The sequence below is a fragment of the Paenibacillus sp. RC84 genome (assembly GCF_041260495.1).
Classification (GTDB): Bacteria; Bacillota; Bacilli; order Paenibacillales; family NBRC-103111; genus Paenibacillus_F.
Genome location: NZ_JBGBYL010000004.1, coordinates 498,695 through 513,904, shown reverse-complemented (window position 1 = coordinate 513,904; position 15,210 = coordinate 498,695). Strand labels below are relative to the sequence as shown.

The 15,210-nt window shown below is 45.1% G+C and carries 12 protein-coding genes and 5 pseudogenes; 10 read left to right on the top strand and 7 right to left on the bottom strand.

The annotated features are described in order from the left end of the window. Positions 1–241 precede the first annotated feature (241 nt). The 4 genes from ABH899_RS12575 to ABH899_RS12560 all read left to right on the top strand — a co-directional run bounded on the left by ABH899_RS12575 (position 242) and on the right by ABH899_RS12560 (position 2,462). A complete protein-coding gene (locus tag ABH899_RS12575; protein WP_369996482.1) occupies positions 242–715 on the top strand; it encodes a DUF2975 domain-containing protein in 474 nt (157 codons plus the stop codon). Positions 716–731: 16 nt separating this feature from the next. Next, positions 732–1,211: a DUF2975 domain-containing protein gene (locus tag ABH899_RS12570; RefSeq protein ID WP_369996481.1), complete on the top strand. Its 480-nt coding sequence runs from the start codon at positions 732–734 to the stop codon at positions 1,209–1,211. 10 nt (positions 1,212–1,221) lie between these two features. After that, complete coding sequence (locus tag ABH899_RS12565; protein ID WP_004434885.1) at positions 1,222–1,440, top strand: helix-turn-helix domain-containing protein; 219 nt, start codon at positions 1,222–1,224, stop codon at positions 1,438–1,440. Positions 1,441–2,045: 605 nt separating this feature from the next. Beyond that, a complete protein-coding gene (locus ABH899_RS12560) occupies positions 2,046–2,462 on the top strand; it encodes a VOC family protein (protein WP_369996478.1) in 417 nt (138 codons plus the stop codon). 79 nt (positions 2,463–2,541) lie between these two features. Here ABH899_RS12560 and ABH899_RS12555 read toward each other — a convergent pair. Together ABH899_RS12555 and ABH899_RS12550 are read right to left on the bottom strand one after the other, a co-directional pair. Further along, positions 2,542–2,966 (bottom strand): annotated as a pseudogene (locus ABH899_RS12555) (SRPBCC family protein). 70 nt (positions 2,967–3,036) lie between these two features. Next, complete coding sequence (locus tag ABH899_RS12550; protein WP_369996477.1) at positions 3,037–3,993, bottom strand: sigma-70 family RNA polymerase sigma factor; 957 nt, start codon at positions 3,991–3,993, stop codon at positions 3,037–3,039. Positions 3,994–5,118: 1,125 nt separating this feature from the next. On the opposite strand from ABH899_RS12550, the gene ABH899_RS12545 reads away from it, so the two are divergent. After that, on the top strand, positions 5,119–5,256 hold the full coding sequence (locus tag ABH899_RS12545; RefSeq protein ID WP_369996476.1) for a hypothetical protein: 138 nt from the start codon (positions 5,119–5,121) through the stop codon (positions 5,254–5,256). A gap of 186 nt (positions 5,257–5,442) precedes the next feature. Continuing rightward, on the top strand, positions 5,443–6,045 hold the full coding sequence (locus tag ABH899_RS12540; RefSeq protein WP_369996475.1) for a DUF1349 domain-containing protein: 603 nt from the start codon (positions 5,443–5,445) through the stop codon (positions 6,043–6,045). Positions 6,046–6,151: 106 nt separating this feature from the next. Here the strand turns inward: ABH899_RS12540 and ABH899_RS12535 are convergent. Both ABH899_RS12535 and ABH899_RS12530 read right to left on the bottom strand, forming a co-directional pair. Next, positions 6,152–6,256, bottom strand: a pseudogene (locus ABH899_RS12535) (ATP-binding cassette domain-containing protein); the annotation flags it as partial. Between the two features lie 38 nt (positions 6,257–6,294). Beyond that, positions 6,295–6,561 (bottom strand): annotated as a pseudogene (locus tag ABH899_RS12530) (SMI1/KNR4 family protein); the annotation flags it as partial. Positions 6,562–6,798: 237 nt separating this feature from the next. On the opposite strand from ABH899_RS12530, the gene ABH899_RS12525 reads away from it, so the two are divergent. From ABH899_RS12525 to ABH899_RS28600, 3 genes and pseudogenes are all read left to right on the top strand, one after another. Then, positions 6,799–7,911, top strand: coding sequence for an amidohydrolase/deacetylase family metallohydrolase (locus ABH899_RS12525; RefSeq protein WP_369996473.1), 1,113 nt, complete (start codon positions 6,799–6,801; stop codon positions 7,909–7,911). Positions 7,912–8,070: 159 nt separating this feature from the next. Further along, the gene (locus tag ABH899_RS12520; protein WP_369996505.1) at positions 8,071–8,784 is read left to right on the top strand and encodes a GntR family transcriptional regulator; all 714 of its coding nucleotides are present in this window, start codon (positions 8,071–8,073) and stop codon (positions 8,782–8,784) included. Between the two features lie 194 nt (positions 8,785–8,978). Continuing rightward, positions 8,979–9,128, top strand: a pseudogene (locus ABH899_RS28600) (PD-(D/E)XK nuclease family transposase); the annotation flags it as partial. Between the two features lie 195 nt (positions 9,129–9,323). Here the strand turns inward: ABH899_RS28600 and ABH899_RS12510 are convergent. Beyond that, positions 9,324–9,632 (bottom strand): annotated as a pseudogene (locus tag ABH899_RS12510) (NAD-dependent epimerase/dehydratase family protein); the annotation flags it as partial. A gap of 489 nt (positions 9,633–10,121) precedes the next feature. Between ABH899_RS12510 and ABH899_RS12505 the strand changes: the two are divergent. Then, on the top strand, positions 10,122–10,538 hold the full coding sequence (locus ABH899_RS12505; RefSeq protein WP_369996471.1) for a hypothetical protein: 417 nt from the start codon (positions 10,122–10,124) through the stop codon (positions 10,536–10,538). Positions 10,539–10,987: 449 nt separating this feature from the next. Here the strand turns inward: ABH899_RS12505 and ABH899_RS12500 are convergent, their stop codons facing one another. Both ABH899_RS12500 and uvrA read right to left on the bottom strand, forming a co-directional pair. Beyond that, the gene (locus tag ABH899_RS12500) at positions 10,988–12,511 is read right to left on the bottom strand and encodes an MDR family MFS transporter (RefSeq protein ID WP_369996469.1); all 1,524 of its coding nucleotides are present in this window, start codon (positions 12,509–12,511) and stop codon (positions 10,988–10,990) included. A gap of 47 nt (positions 12,512–12,558) precedes the next feature. Further along, the gene (uvrA, locus tag ABH899_RS12495; protein WP_369996468.1) at positions 12,559–15,063 is read right to left on the bottom strand and encodes an excinuclease ABC subunit UvrA; all 2,505 of its coding nucleotides are present in this window, start codon (positions 15,061–15,063) and stop codon (positions 12,559–12,561) included. Positions 15,064–15,210 lie beyond the last annotated feature (147 nt).

The window sequence follows — 15,210 nt, the reverse complement described above, 5'->3', positions numbered from 1 at the left end:
CTTTTCTCGCTGGCATAAAAAAATGCACCCCCTAGAATTTTATCGGATTTTACCCAGAGGGTTTTTCCAATGTCCATTCTAAGGGGTGCACTTCAGAGACAGATGGGGGTTATTTGACGTTTAGACTCCAAACGCGCAATTATATTTTAATAACAATATAATAAAATACGATACAAAATTATTGTAAAACGATAAATCGTATGCTAAAATCATGTTGTCATAAATAAGCGAGGTGTTTTAAATGAATGTTAAACGAGGTTCAACCAATTTCTTAAAGGTAATTATTTTTCTGGCTGGAATTGCAGTGCTTGCTTTGTGTATCTATTGGTTGCCTGAAGCAACGAGGAGAGATGCCCTAGCAAATCCGGATTACCATTACCAGGTTTACCCCCTTTTAGTATGCGCGTATGGAATCTGTATAACGTTTTCTGTTGCATTGTATCATGTGTTTAAGCTATTAACTTATATCGAAAGGAACAATGCTTTCTCCGAGTTATCCCTTAAATCTTTGAAGGTTATAAAGAGATGTGCCTTTACAGTCATTTTCTTCATTTTGTTAGTGATAGTAAACTTAATGGTGCTTGCTAAAACCACAGGAGATGACGCAGCGGGTCCGATATCGCTAAGTCTAATGGGTATTTTTGCAACAAGTATTGTTGCAGTCATTTTAGAAGTTCTTCAAAAACCAATAAAAAATCTCCTGAATAAAAAATAAAAAAGAGGTGTTATAAATGAAAAAAGCATCCACATTGTTTTTAAAATTAGCGGTTATTCTTATGGGGATTCCAGTTCTTGCTCTGTGTATATTTTTAGTGCCTAATGTAGCGAATTTTGCATCCGAATTATACCCAAATATCGCTTCAATGAAATATCTCGTTTTCATACTTATGTATGGAGCGGCTATCCCGTTCTATTTGGCTCTCTATCAAGCTTTCAATCTTTTGCGTTATATGGATAAAAGCAAATCATTTTCGCAATTATCAGTAAATGCATTAAAGAATATAAAACATTGTGCGATTACCATCAGCAGTTTATATGTATTAGGCATGCCACTCATTCATTTTATAGCGAAGAAAGTTGACCCTCCTATTGGATTATTGGGACTCATCATCATTTTTTCTTCGCTGGTTACCGCCTTTTTTGCTGCTGTCCTACAACGGCTTTTGCAAGAAGCGATTAACATAAAATCAGAAAATGATTTGACGGTCTGAGGTGGAGGATATGGCAATTATTATTAATATTGATGTGATGTTAGCAAAACGAAAAATGAGCGTAACGGAGCTTTCGGAGAGGGTTGGAATTACTATGGCGAATCTTTCCATTCTGAAAAATGGGAAAGCAAAAGCGGTTCGTTTTTCAACATTAGAAGCGATATGTAAGACTTTGGATTGTCAGCCAGGTGATATTTTGGAGTACAAAAGCGACGAAGACACTCAATAAAAACAGACAACTAATTAATTTAACTAACGGGTACGATAGCTTAATAAACCTGCTAACTCGTAAAAAAATCTGCGGAATCGTATGAATGGATGGATACATACTTCTCACTGTATGAAAAACGTAGAAATAATGAATCGAAGGAAGGATCGTTTATTTCATATTCTGGCGCAGCTTGGGATCAGTTTGAAAATAAACTAGATCAAGCATATAAGGAGTACAAAGAACCCGATATATGTTGGATAACAAGAACATATATCGTTTGCCGTATTTGGACAAGAACTTATATAGGTTCCCGTAAAGTAGGTTCCTTCTCATTAGTAGTTAGTGAATATTTAACAAGAACCCCTGTTCCGTCACTCGATACCCACTCTTTAATTGTCATATATTCATAAAAATTCCTTTTTAAAGAGGTTCAATCTTTATCCCTGCACAATAAGAATAAGCAACCTTACGGGAATGGCGGGTATCCGAACTCAATACCAAGTTATTTTTCAATATTTTCGCTTCCGAATCCATGAGACCGATGAATTCCCGGATCGGATGTCGTCTATATAAACGAAGGCATTAATGAACACAAACTAATTTGACGAAGAGGTGTTTTGAAAATGGCATTAACGTCCGCATTCACGAGCTTCAACCTGCCTGTAAAAAACGTAGAACAATCGAAAGCGTTCTTCACCGGAATCGGATTCGAGCTCAACCCGCAATTCCCCGAGAACGAGAATTCGGTAGCCATCGTGATCGGCGACAACCTACAGGTCATGCTGATCAATCAAGCATTCTTTAATACGCTCACGGTGAAGGAAACCGTAGATACGAGCAAGTATGCGCAGATGACGATCGCATTGGCCTTCGAGAGCCGGGAAAAGGTCGATGAAATCGTGAATACCGCGGTCTCCTTGGGCGGGAAATTGCACGCTGAACCTGAAGATCATGGGTTCATGTATCATTGGGGCTTCGTGGACTTGGACGGCCATCTGTGGGCCATTAACTACATGAACATAGATGCGGGACAAGATTAAGGCTAACGGAGAGCACGCTCGTACTAGGGTTCAAAAAGAAAGACGCCGGGCATCTTCCCAGGCGTCTTCTTCGCGATGATTAGTTTTGTTCGGTATAGGCTTTGAAATTGTCCATGATCGCTTGCCAGCCTGCTTGCTGGAACTCGACGGGATTGGAGCTTTCCGCGTCGAACGTTTCAACGACCTTCGTCTCATTCCCTTGATCGACGAAAGCAATATCCACTCTTCTTCCGTCTTCCATGGTGTAGCCGATCGCCTCATGCAGATTCACGACATCGTAGACGCCGCCAAAATCAAAGCCCATGCTGCCATCCTTCGCTTCCATCCGTGTCAGAAACTTGCCACTGATCCGCAATCGTTTTCGGCTCTCGGCGCATGCCAGTCCTCGGACGCTTGATTCCACCTCGTGATGTGATCCGGTTCGGTCCATTAGCGCCATACCTTCTCGACAGGGGCTTGAATGACGGCTTGCACGGTTACTTTCGTTGGTTGACTCGTTTCCATTAGACACCTCTCTTATGATATTCGTCGTTTGGTTATTCTCAATGATATAGACGTAAGCCAATGACGAAATTCATTGGTCAATTCGCTCAGGCAGCCCAAATCGCGAAAATAATGGCGTATGAATGAAGTTTTGAACGTGCAGGATTTGATTTTCTTTGGTTTCGATGACGTGGATGCCCCAGGGTACCAGGCCAGAGCTCTCTTTGCCCGGCATATACTGGGCCAACGCCGGATAACCGCCATTCACCGTAATGGGCACAAATCGCGAACCTTCGCAATGCCAGCGAGTAAGCGAATAGAAGGCGGACAAATCTTCCTTGCCGCGGATCCACATCTCGAAGGGCGGCATCGACATGCAGCCTTCCTCGTGGAACAACGCGACGAGCGCAGTAATATCGAATTGCTCGAAGGCCTCCACATACCGGGACAGCAGCTGCTGCTCCGGTTGAACGTTCATGCTGCTGAGCTCATCCGAGCGAAGCTGCGCCCGGTCCATCGTCTCTCGGGCTCTTTGCAAGGCGCTGTTCACCGCTGCCGGCGACATCGCCAATGTTTCCGCGATCTGCTTGGAGGACCATTCAAATACATCCTTCAAAATGAGTACCGCGCGCTGCCGCGGAGGCAAGGTCTGCAGGAGAGCGATGAAGCACAGTTGAAGGGTATCTCTGCGGACGAGCCGATCCTCCGGATTGCCCCCAAAGTCGGGAGACGGCCAGATCCAGGCAGAGTCCGGCAGCGTGTCGCGCGGCTCGACGATGGCGACGGCCGGGTCGAACAGGTCAACGGGAAGCGCGCGGCGTTTGGATTGTCTCAGCTTGTCCAAGCAAAGGTTGGAGGCAATCCGATAGACCCAAGTTTTGAACGAGGAATCCTGTCTGAACGTGCTCCAGCTCTGCCAGACCCGAATACTCGTCTCCTGAACGGCATCGTCCGCATCGTCCATGGAGCCTAGCATTCGGTAACAGAACGAGGTTAAGCCCGGCTTCAAGCTTGCAAATAATGGTTCGTCAAATGCGGTCTTGTTCATCGCGGCCTCCCTTAACGATCTCCCCGAAGGGTGGTACATTCATTATATGCAATGAAGCGGACAGCCTCAATCCGAATAAATAGGCAGGATTTAGTACACAGGGATAAAAATTTAGCACGATCGTACTTATAATTCAATAACCAATAGATTAACCCTTGTCTATACTTTTGAAATAATTCGCAATACCTCACGCCAAGACCTGAATACTGGAGCTATCCATGAAATCACTCGTTTCAACAAAAGCCTAAAAATACTGGTTAAATGAGATACTCGAAAGAAAAAAGAGCAAGGAAACGTGGGGAGGTAGAAAACCGTTTTCAGTGAAGGAGATCAATTGGGCAGCATTGCCGCAGTTTGAGGGCTAGAGACGTCCCCGCTCCTTGGCAAATGGCGAAGGTCAGATGAGCGGCAGCAGGTGAAGCGAAACGAGAAACTATATATAATAATCTGGCTGCAGAATAAATTCACAACACATTTTTTTTGAATCCTTTTAGGTTATGGCTCCAATTAGCACAAAATGGTGCCCAAAGTGAATCCGTACCTAAATGGGATGAGCTAAATAAGTTAAAGTAGGCGAGTCTATCAAAATTCTCGTTTAAATACATTAACAAAAACGACCGTTTACAGTACTCGGCTTATAGGATCCCAAGTTAATGAGGACATACCGAATATGAATTGTCCTAACCGTGCATCAAAATAAAAGAAAAAGATCAATTGTATGCAATCTTTTATACCGCTCAAAGGTAGCGATGGATGTATTTGATAAACCAACATTAGAAAACAAGCAGTTTATGAAATATGTTGACCGACGAATTTCTAAAAAATGCGATGTCGTTAATGGCATTGCATTTTTTATTTTTAGATGACAAAACAAAAGTTACAGGAATGTCGGCTGACAAGAACATGCATCCTTAAAAGTCGCGCAGCAGCGGCTTTTTTATTTTAACGATATAAGTTCTTGTCGCAAGTCAGTGACAAGAACTTATATCGTTTGCCGCGTTGGGACAAGAACATATATCGTTTGCCGTAATTGAGAATCTTTCTCGTGAGATTGTGGTTCCATAATTTGAACAATCGTATATAAAATAGAATCAACGTCATATGTTCCAGTGGCGGCTGCTACGTATGAAGTTAATAAAAAAAACGATAAATGATATAGAAAAACATATTCAGCATCCGAACCCTGCAGGCATGACGGCTGCGTTAATGTCGATTGTGCATGAAGGTGCAGCGGCAAAACAGGCGCTTGCGATATTGAAATGAAAGTAATTCGTCGCTTCCCATTCTACATAATAATGAGAGGATCTAGCATATGATCGCCCAAATGAACAAGTCTGGACGCAAGGTGCACTTGTTTTTCTAAATTGACGCAGGGTGACGGCTTCAAGTTTTGGAGTACCGATTTTTACGGTATAATGGGTCTTATTCAGTGAGCAGGAGGGGCAGTTCATGAAATACGATCCAAGTCAATTATTTTGGTTAAATGAGCCCACGAGTTATTCGATTCGAGAAAATGAAGTTGTAATTCAAACAGAGCCTGGAACGGACTTCTGGCAGCGTACGTACTACGGTTTTAGAAACGATAACGCACCGGCTCTGTTATTTAAGATTCATGAACCCTACTTTTCATTTGTGGTCCGAACAGAGTTTGATACTAACAATCGGTTTGATCAATGCGGTGTAGCGATCTACCAAAACAGCGACAATTGGTTCAAGGCTTCCATTGAGTACGAAAATGAACAATACCAACGATTAGGCAGTGTAGTGACGAACAACGGATTTTCCGATTGGGCGACGACAGATATTGACGCTAGTATTAAAGTTATGTTTTACAGAATTAGCCGTCGCAATCGTGATTTCTGCATCGAGAACTCCTATGACGGAGTAGAATATAGACAAATGCGTATTTTTCATTTATTTGAGGGTAGCGGGGAAATTCAACTGGGAATGTATGCGTGCAGCCCAGAGAATTCTTCGTTCACATCTTTTTTTAGTGGGATGGAGATCACGGAATGCATGTGGAAGGCTCATGAAGGGGAGGCAGCTGTCTAAAGACAGAAACATGCCATAATTAAAATACAATAATATCAAGGGTCCTTTTTAGTTTAAAGGGATGTTTGTGTCGGAGGTTACTGACACAAACATCCCCTTGATTGTCAATTCCGGCTGGATCAAGTGTATTAGTTGGCTCATCAAGAATCAGAGCGTCCGGCTTATGAATTAACGCTTTGGCCAATCCAAGATTCTGCGCGTTACCAAGTGACTTCTAGCGTATTGTACGCGGCTATAGATGAGGCCGTGTTCCACTTCGGTTGTCCCAGAGCAAAGCTCCTCCAGCAAAGGAGAAAATTTGCCGTGTGCTACTTTATTTAAGTCATGTTCTTTGTCTTCCTCAGAAGTATCATATTCTTCATCGCTCACTAAGCCTCTAATAAACGCTTCAAAATTATCGGCCAGGAAGGTAATCTCATAGTCATCTTCTTGATCGACGTGAACGATTTCAGGTTCACCCTCTCTACCGCAGGCTCGATAGTCTAACATTACCACATCATGACCTGCTGAGAGACAAACTGCCGATCCCATCTCATAAAATTTTTCTCCTTAAATACTTGTATTATAATCGACCTTTTTGGATATTTAGTCAGCTTGTTACCACGTTATATTTACTTTAATCTTCCTGTATGCTACATTAACATTATAACGTTATAATTATTTTACAATGCGATCGTGCACATACCTAGGGAACCCATAACAAATAATCGTTTGCAAGCGTTCTTAACTAAAACCAGGGAAAAGGTGAAGTTCATGTATGAGCCGAAGCAAGAGTCATTTGTGTTACGTAATGTAAAGCGTGTGAATGGGGAAGCTACCGATGTCGTAATCGAAGAGGGTAAAATTACCGAGGTAACGACAGCCGGGAGTGGACAAGGAAAACAAGTGAAAGACTGCTCGGGGATTTACATATCAAGCGGTTGGATTGATATGCATGCCCATGCCTTTCCCGAATTTGAACCCTACGGCGATGAAATCGATGAAATCGGAATTAAGCTGGGCGTCACGACCATCGTGGATGCGGGAAGCTGCGGGGCGGACCGGATTGCCGAGTTAGCCGCAAGCAAGCAGCACGCCCAAACCAATCTATTCGCCTTTTTGAACATTTCGCGAGTAGGCTTGCAAAGAATCGATGAATTATCCAATCTGGAATGGATAGATACGTCAAAAGTCATTCAAGCGGTAAAAGAGCACAAAGATTTCATAGTGGGATTAAAAGCGCGAATCAGCAAAAGCGTGGTGGGTGAAAGCGGCATTGAACCTCTGCGTATCGCGCGAGCTCTTTCCGATAAAACATTACTGCCGTTAATGGTGCACATTGGTTCCGCACCGCCAAGTATTGAGGAGATCGTCCCTCTATTAGAGAAAGGGGATATTATCACTCACTATCTCAACGGGAAGCCGAATAATCTCTTCGATGATCAGGGCAATCCCCTTCCTGTGTTAGCGGATGCCATTGAACGCGGCGTAAACTTGGACGTCGGGCATGGTTCAGCAAGCTTTTCGTTAAGAATTGCCGAGGCAGCAAAGCAGCATGGCATCGGTTTAAACACGATTAGCACGGACATCTACCGTAGAAACCGATTAAATGGCCCCGTGTATAATATGGCCAATGTCCTCTCGAAATTTCTTTATTTGGGATATTCGCTAGAGGAAGTGATTGCAGCCGTTACGGATCATCCGGCCAATTGGCTCGGAAAACCGGAGCTTGGCCGGATACAAGTTGGGGACGTTGCCAATTTAACCTTATTCACCCTTCGGAATGATCCGATTACACTGGTTGATTCCGAAGGTGTCAAGTGGACAGCCGATAGAAGCATAGAAGCCAAAGGGGTCGTTGTGAATGGTGTTTACATGGAATGTTAATTACGAGGTTTTAACGCGTCATTAGCGCAAGCGGGAGTATGTCGCGGCGGCAGTCTTGTTCGCGCCCCCGGAGCGGGAGAATCTCCGAAGTCATCGGAGGTGAACTACACCGGGCTTTGTCGGGCTCAATAGGGACTTAGAAAGGTAGTGGATGCAGAAGTGAACTTATCCCGGAATCAAAGGCCCTTGTATTTGCAAATCAAAAATATTTTAAAGGATAGAATACTGCATGGCGTGTATCCTATTAAGGCGAATATCCCTTCAGAGCCCCAATTGGAGAAGGAGTTCGAAGTCAGCAAGATTACAATTCGCAACGCCATCAAAGAACTGTGCCAAGAAGGCTATCTGGAAAAGGGTAGTGGCAAAAGGACGAAGGTTATACGCAATACGGCTACTTCCAAGCTGTCTACATGGAAGCGATTTACAGAGATATTGGTCGAAGAAGGCAATCAGGTTCAGAAGCAATTGTTGCAAGTCGAAGTGATCATGACGGAAGAGGGTACGGAACCGCATCAGTTATTTGGAGCACAGTGCGTTCGCATAGAACGTCTGTACAGCCTTAATAATGTGCCCTATACCCATTACACACATTATTTGACCACGCGTATAGGAGAAATCGATCAATGGGAACTGAATGCTCAGTCTCTGTACGAGTGGCTTGAGGAGCAAGAAATCACGTTGGCGAAATATCGGGATCATTTTGCGGTAGCATTTGCCAATCCTCTTGTAGAGGAGAAATTACGCGTGCAAGAGAAAACCCCTTTATTGAAAAGATTGCGTTATTCCTATGACGAAACGGGCGAGGTGATCGAATACAGCGAGGGCTTCTACAATACGGAAATGCACAGTTATATTGTAAATTATGATGTTTAGCCAATAGTAATAAATCGCAACGTACATTGATAGTACCTCATTTCTTTTTTCAAGGGATGGGTTGTCAAGGAAAAAAAATGTCGGAGGACAAAAACATTTATCGTAAAGGAGTCGCATCATTGCGGCTTTTTTTGTTTTAACGATATATGTTCTTGTCCCAAGTCACAGACAAGAACATATATCGTTTCCCGTTAGATAAATCCAAGTGGGAGATGCTGAAAATGAACGAACCGACGTTGAAAAAAGCGATGGAGACGTTGGAGTTTCTTGGACAGGATCGGGAAGGTCGCCGCCTATATGAAAAAAGGGCAAAAGTTTTGCACGATGAAGCTTCCATGATTGAGTTGGGTCAGATTGAGCAATTGCTAGGCGGTCACCCTGATGGCACGACAGAAACATCAAGAATGTGTCCTCGGGCTCGTGAGTGGATAAAAGGGGCTGTGTCCAGAAAGTCAGTTTATGCTGACTTTCTGGACAGCCCCTAATTATTCCATATCATTTAATACGACAGGTCGTTAAGATTGGATTGTGCTGGCGAGGGTGCCGGCAGATGCAGATTCGAGCGCCAGTCGATAAAGTTTGGCTGCATCGAGCCGGTGCACAGCGGGCCAACGGTTCGTTCCATCGCCTACATAGGCGGAGACACCCGTTCTTCTTGCAACATCGATCAAAGTTGGGACCAATCCCTTGTCGCCATCACCATGAACGGATGCCGGAAGACGAACCACGGATGCGCGAACGCCTTGTGAAACCATGGCCAATGTAGTTTCTTCCGATGCGACGCGTGCGACTGAATGGGGATCGGCTGTATCCATCTCCGTACCCAGGCGTCCAGGTGTTAAGAGCGCAAAAGCATTGTTATGAAAGCAACCCTAACGGTGACCAGAAGAGAGTACTAATGAACTTCCATTTGATAAGATCGATAAAATACTGGTCCTGACAAATGGGAGGGATGGAGCCGCGAATTCTATTTTAACCGAGAGGTTTCATTAATACAGGGTCATGATCCACATGATTACATTCTAGTATCAACTGATACTACAACACCTGACTTTAAACCGCTTGATGAAAACACTACAACGTATACTTAGCTGCAATACCTGGATTATTAATAGCTGGGGCAGCATATGCATTTTACCGGTTCAAAGCCAAAGCAAAGTAACTAATTATCCATATGATGTTATTTTTTGTGAAATGAGGTACTATACTAAGATAGTACCTCATTTCTTTTTTCAAGGGGTGGAGCAATGAGATTCTTTAAAATTTGCCTCATATGTTATGCATTCCTGACTATGTCACTATTAATTTCGGCTTGCACAAGCAATAAGGAACCGGACATGTATGAAAAATACTTGTCAGAAAGGGACTTAACGGTTGTTAAAAAAATGGGAGAGGAAAAACAATACGTCTTAACAAGAGAAAAGCTAACTCAATTACCGTACATGGCGTTATGGGGCGTGCAAAATAAGGACGTAACTCCCTACATAAATAAAGATATAATTTCAAAGAGCTATCTTGTAGAAAATAAGAATTTGATTTCCAAGCTCGACTTGAGAAAAAATGATAAATTAAAAGCAACATTATTGGTCGTTGACGAACAAATTGTTGGTGGCTATTTATTGATTACTAATACTAACGTTGATGAGATACCTGCGGGTCTTGGGTATTCATTAACTGGAGGGACAATAGAGGAATTGAGTAAAAAGAGCTTTCAAACTTGGCAATCAGAATGGGTCAGTAAATATAAAGATTAAGGTACAGGCTGCTTGATAAATTATTTGAATCAATACAACAATAGTTTTAAATTTAGTTGTCATGATTGTAAAAAGGAAAATCTGACTTATAGACATATGTACAAAATACGGATTTTGTGAAGTAGATGTACATAAGTTTTTATGTTGTGGGTCCTTTGTGCTTAAATTCATACATTCACAGTATCACTATTATTTCGTCTACAATTAGTGTTTATATTGTTTGTAATCATTTGCTTGTGTTTGTAGAATTATTTAAAAAAGAAAAAACGCTATTGTGCGGCAATCTCACAACATGCGTTTTTCTGTAATTTCTGTAATTTGTAACTTACGAAAATTTAATTGTTTTTGCGTGAATTACAATCAAATCTAACCTTGGTTTATTCACATTTCTAGTATTTTTGGCGTTTTATCATAAATTTATACTTTTAGAATCTATTTATTGAGTTTTTTTAATGCGATGCCGTATATTCTTCAAGCTCGGATGCCGGATCGAATTTCTCTTTACTCATGGAAAATGCTGCCATAAGCGCAATAACTGCCGGTATAATCGCCCAAGCAAAAGTTTGAACAAGTGACGAAGACAACGCTTCGGTAATCTTGTCAAGTATTTGAACCGGAATCTGGCCGCGAGTCTCCGGGGTTAAGATTTTACTCGGATCGCTGAGATTAAGATTTTCCGGCGTTTGTCCCCCGCTTCCGAACATCGTACCTAATTTATTCGTAAACAGATGACTTTGAATGATGCCGAAAACTGTAATTCCCAATGTCATTCCAAGTTCCCGTGTAAAGCTGAGCGTAGAACTTGCGGATCCCCGCTGTTTTGCTGTAAAACCATGGATCGCGGCGTTGCTCAGTACGGAGAATGACGAGCCAATCCCCAGACCGACCAGAATCATGAGAATGGTGACCGTGAAGCGCGAAGAACCGGTCGTGAGTGTCGTAAGCAGAGCCATACCGGCAACAAGAAGCGCCAACGTTGCGATCATGATGGAACGGTAGGTAAACTTGGAAAGCAAGAATCCTCCGCCCGCAGCGGTGATGACCGATCCGACCATCATGGGCAGCAGAACAAGTCCCGAGCTGGTTGCCGTGCCGCCAAATACACCTTGGATAAAGATTGGAATATAGACGGAAGCCGTAATAAAAGCTGCACCGCTAAATACAGCCATGATGTTACTGGTTGAATAAAGACGGTTTTTGAACATACCAAATGTAAGGATAGGTTCTTGCGCACGTCGTTCGATGAATATAAAAGCAACGATAAGGACTGCAAAAGCACCGAACAACCCCGTAATCATGCCGGAGTTCCAAGCATATTCCTTGCCGCCGAGCTCAAGGGCAAACATCAGGCAAAGGATTGAAGCAACCAGCGTAACCGCGCCAAGGTAATCGATTTTTTGCTTGGTATGCTCGACAGACTCTTTGTAGAAAAAAGCGATCATGAAGAATGCCACAATTCCTACAGGCAAATTGATATAGAAAATCCACGACCAATTGATATAGTCCGTAATATACGCGCCGATAAGAGGTCCGAAAATACTGGAAATTCCGTATGCGGCGCCGAATAACCCGCCGATTTTGCCCCGTTTTTCCGGAGCGACCACATCGAACATGATGGTAAATGCGATCGGCACGAGAGCCCCGCCGCCAATCCCCTGTACAGCGCGGTAAATACTCAGCTCAATGATGGAATCTGCCGTGCCGCACAAGGCGGAACCGATCATAAATACGATAATACCGAAGATAAAGAAACGCTTGCGCCCATACATATCCGATAATTTGCCGAAAATCGGCATCCCGGCCATCTCGGCTACCATATAGGCGGATGTCACCCACATCAGCTTATCAAAGCCGCCCAGGTCTCCTACAATGGTCCCGATTGCGGTGGCCACGATGGTATTATCCATCGAAGCCATTAATGTGGCTAGCAGCAGCGCCGCTATGATCAAACCTGCCTTATTTTTCTTTGCCATCGTCTCTGGTTTCCCCCACCTTCTCTGTTACTATGCCCGTTTTATAGTTAAATCCCTTCGGATAAAACCCGCTTCAAGAACATGCCCGTATAGGAAGCCGGCACATCGGCCACCTGTTCCGGCGTACCTTGCGCTACGAGCTGGCCTCCGGCTGCGCCGCCTTCCGGTCCGATGTCGATTACCCAGTCGGATTCCCGGATCAGTTCCAGGCTGTGTTCGACCGCCACAACGGTGTTTCCCGTATCGACCAGCTTATTGAGCAGAACATGAAGCTGTCTGATGTCAGTGGGATGAAGACCGGTCGTCGGCTCATCCAATAGATAGAGTGTGTGGTTTTTGGACGGTTTGCTCAATTCTTTCGCCAGTCGGATCCGCTGTCCCTCACCGCCAGACAACGTTTTAACCGATTGGCCCCATTTCAGGTAACCGAGCCCTACCTCACACAGCATGGTGATGATGCCTGCCATTTTAGTCTCCGTCTGGAGAATCGGCAGACTTTCCTGAACGGACATATTCAGCAAATCCGAAATGGACAGGCCTTTATATTGAACCTGGAGTACCTCTTCCGTAAACCGTCTTCCCTTGCAGTCGTGGCACTTTACTTCGAGATCGGGCAGGAAATTCATATCTACGGACAGCACGCCCAGCCCTTGACATGTCTCGCAGCGGCCCCCAGGTGTATTAAATGAAAAATGCTTGGAGGTCAGCTTTCTTTCCTTAGCTTCCGGTAAGCCCGCAAACAGCTGCCGCAAGTGGGTAAACACATCCGTGTAGGTCGCGACATTCGAGCGCTGGACTCTCCCCATCGGCGTTTGGTCGAAGATTACAATGTTCCCGACATGCCCCATGCCCGTTATTTCCTTGCATCCCGTCTTCTCCGGACCGTCCTGACCTCCTTGCGCAAGGATATCGAAGACGAGCGTGGATTTACCCGAACCGGAAACTCCCGTTACGGACACCAGGCTTCCAAGCGGAAAGGAAACTTCCGGGATTCGGATATTGCGGAGCTGAGCTTCCCGGATCGTGATCTGCTGTCCGTTTCCTTTTCTTCGTACACGTATGGGGGCCGGGAGACTTTCTTCTCTCAGGTAAGCTCCCGTAACCGAACGCTCGCTTGCCATCAAATCTTCCAGGCTTCCTTCCCCGACAACAGTTCCCCCATATAGTCCGGCTCCCGGACCGATATCGATCAGATGATCGGCAGCGCGCATCATCTCGATATCGTGCTCGATAACGAGTACGGTGTTTCCCAGGTCGCGCAGCTCCTGGAGCACCCGGATGAGGCCGGCCGTATCCCGCGGATGAAGACCGGTCGTCGGTTCATCCAGGATGTACAGCACGCCGGTCAGGCCGGATCCAAGCAATGAGGCGAGCCGAAGCCGCTGCGCTTCTCCGCCGGACAGCGTTACGGTCTGTCGGTTCATGGAAAGATAGCCGAGCCCCACATCTATAATCCGTTTCAGCCGTGTAGGCATATCGTGCAGAATCGGCTCCAGCAGATGAAGACCTTCGGCAGGGAGAACGGCCTGCAGTCCTTCCGTCCATGTATAGACCTCGCCCAGCGACCAGTCCGAAACTTCGGAGATAGAAGCGCCGGCTACCCGCACGAGCCGGATTTCTTTTTTCAGGCGGGCTCCATGGCATTCCGGGCAAAGCTGTTCACGGAAAAACCCGCCGTCTTTCTCCTGGGCGCCGGACTCCCCTTCCTTCTCCTTATAACGCCGCCATAAACCAGGAATGACTCCTTCGAATTTTGTGCCTTGGACTGGCTTAACGTTTGGGAAGTGACGCTTGAATGCCTCGCTCTCCACTCCGTAATACAGCAGATCGCGCTGAATATCACCGTAGTCTTTTAAAGGCTGGTCCGGATCAAATTCAAATCCGTAATGCTTACCGGCCGCCACCAGAATACGGATCTGAATGTCGCGATGAACGCCGTTCAGTGAAGCGACTCCCCCGCCGCGCAGACTGAGTTCCGGATTGAAAACGGCTGCTTCATGGATGCTTGCCACATGTCCAAGCCCTCCGCAAGCTTCGCAGGCTCCTTCCGGCTTATTGAAAGAGAAGTGCGGCATCCCCAGCTTCTCAAGTTCAGCATCGCAGTGCGGACAGTAGATCGACTGGGGATTCAGATCCTCGTCTTCCTCTGTTAGCTGCCCCGACGGTTCAAATGAAGGCGGAATACTGCCGCTGCAAGACGGGCATACCCGCTCCCCAAGTCTGGAAAAGATAAAGCGGACATACGTGTAAATGTCTGTCACCGTACCGACCGTCGAGCGCGGATTACGGTTTGTAACATGCTGTCCGACGCTGATAGACGGGGACAATCCCGCAATGGAATCAACTTTCGGCTTGCCGATCGAATCCGACGTCAATCCCATGGAATCCATATACTGTCTCTGGCACTCCCGCTGAAGCGTGTCCATAGCCAGCGTCGATTTGCCGGAGCCGGACGGACCCGTCAGGACAACCAGTTTGTATTTCGGAATCGTAAGCGAGATGCTTTTCAGGTTATTCTCTCTGGCACCTTTAATCACGATGCTGTCTTTCATAAAGAAGCCTCCTCATCCAACTTGATTGGAATGTATCGTTATAAGGTTTACCTAGCACGGGAATCGGCTTTGCAAACTAGTCATGATTCCGATACTATAATGAATAGGGTTAATCATACGACGATCTAGTATCTTGATTGTGTATTA

Coding starts and splice junctions, on each gene's coding strand:
- ABH899_RS12575 (WP_369996482.1), top strand. CDS start 242: ATGAATGTTAAACGAGGTTCAACCAATTTCTTAAAGGTAATTATTTTT.
- ABH899_RS12570 (WP_369996481.1), top strand. CDS start 732: ATGAAAAAAGCATCCACATTGTTTTTAAAATTAGCGGTTATTCTTATG.
- ABH899_RS12565 (WP_004434885.1), top strand. CDS start 1,222: ATGGCAATTATTATTAATATTGATGTGATGTTAGCAAAACGAAAAATG.
- ABH899_RS12560 (WP_369996478.1), top strand. CDS start 2,046: ATGGCATTAACGTCCGCATTCACGAGCTTCAACCTGCCTGTAAAAAAC.
- ABH899_RS12550 (WP_369996477.1), bottom strand. CDS start 3,993: ATGAACAAGACCGCATTTGACGAACCATTATTTGCAAGCTTGAAGCCG.
- ABH899_RS12545 (WP_369996476.1), top strand. CDS start 5,119: ATGAAGTTAATAAAAAAAACGATAAATGATATAGAAAAACATATTCAG.
- ABH899_RS12540 (WP_369996475.1), top strand. CDS start 5,443: ATGAAATACGATCCAAGTCAATTATTTTGGTTAAATGAGCCCACGAGT.
- ABH899_RS12525 (WP_369996473.1), top strand. CDS start 6,799: ATGTATGAGCCGAAGCAAGAGTCATTTGTGTTACGTAATGTAAAGCGT.
- ABH899_RS12505 (WP_369996471.1), top strand. CDS start 10,122: ATGTATGAAAAATACTTGTCAGAAAGGGACTTAACGGTTGTTAAAAAA.
- ABH899_RS12500 (WP_369996469.1), bottom strand. CDS start 12,511: ATGGCAAAGAAAAATAAGGCAGGTTTGATCATAGCGGCGCTGCTGCTA.
- uvrA (WP_369996468.1), bottom strand. CDS start 15,063: ATGAAAGACAGCATCGTGATTAAAGGTGCCAGAGAGAATAACCTGAAA.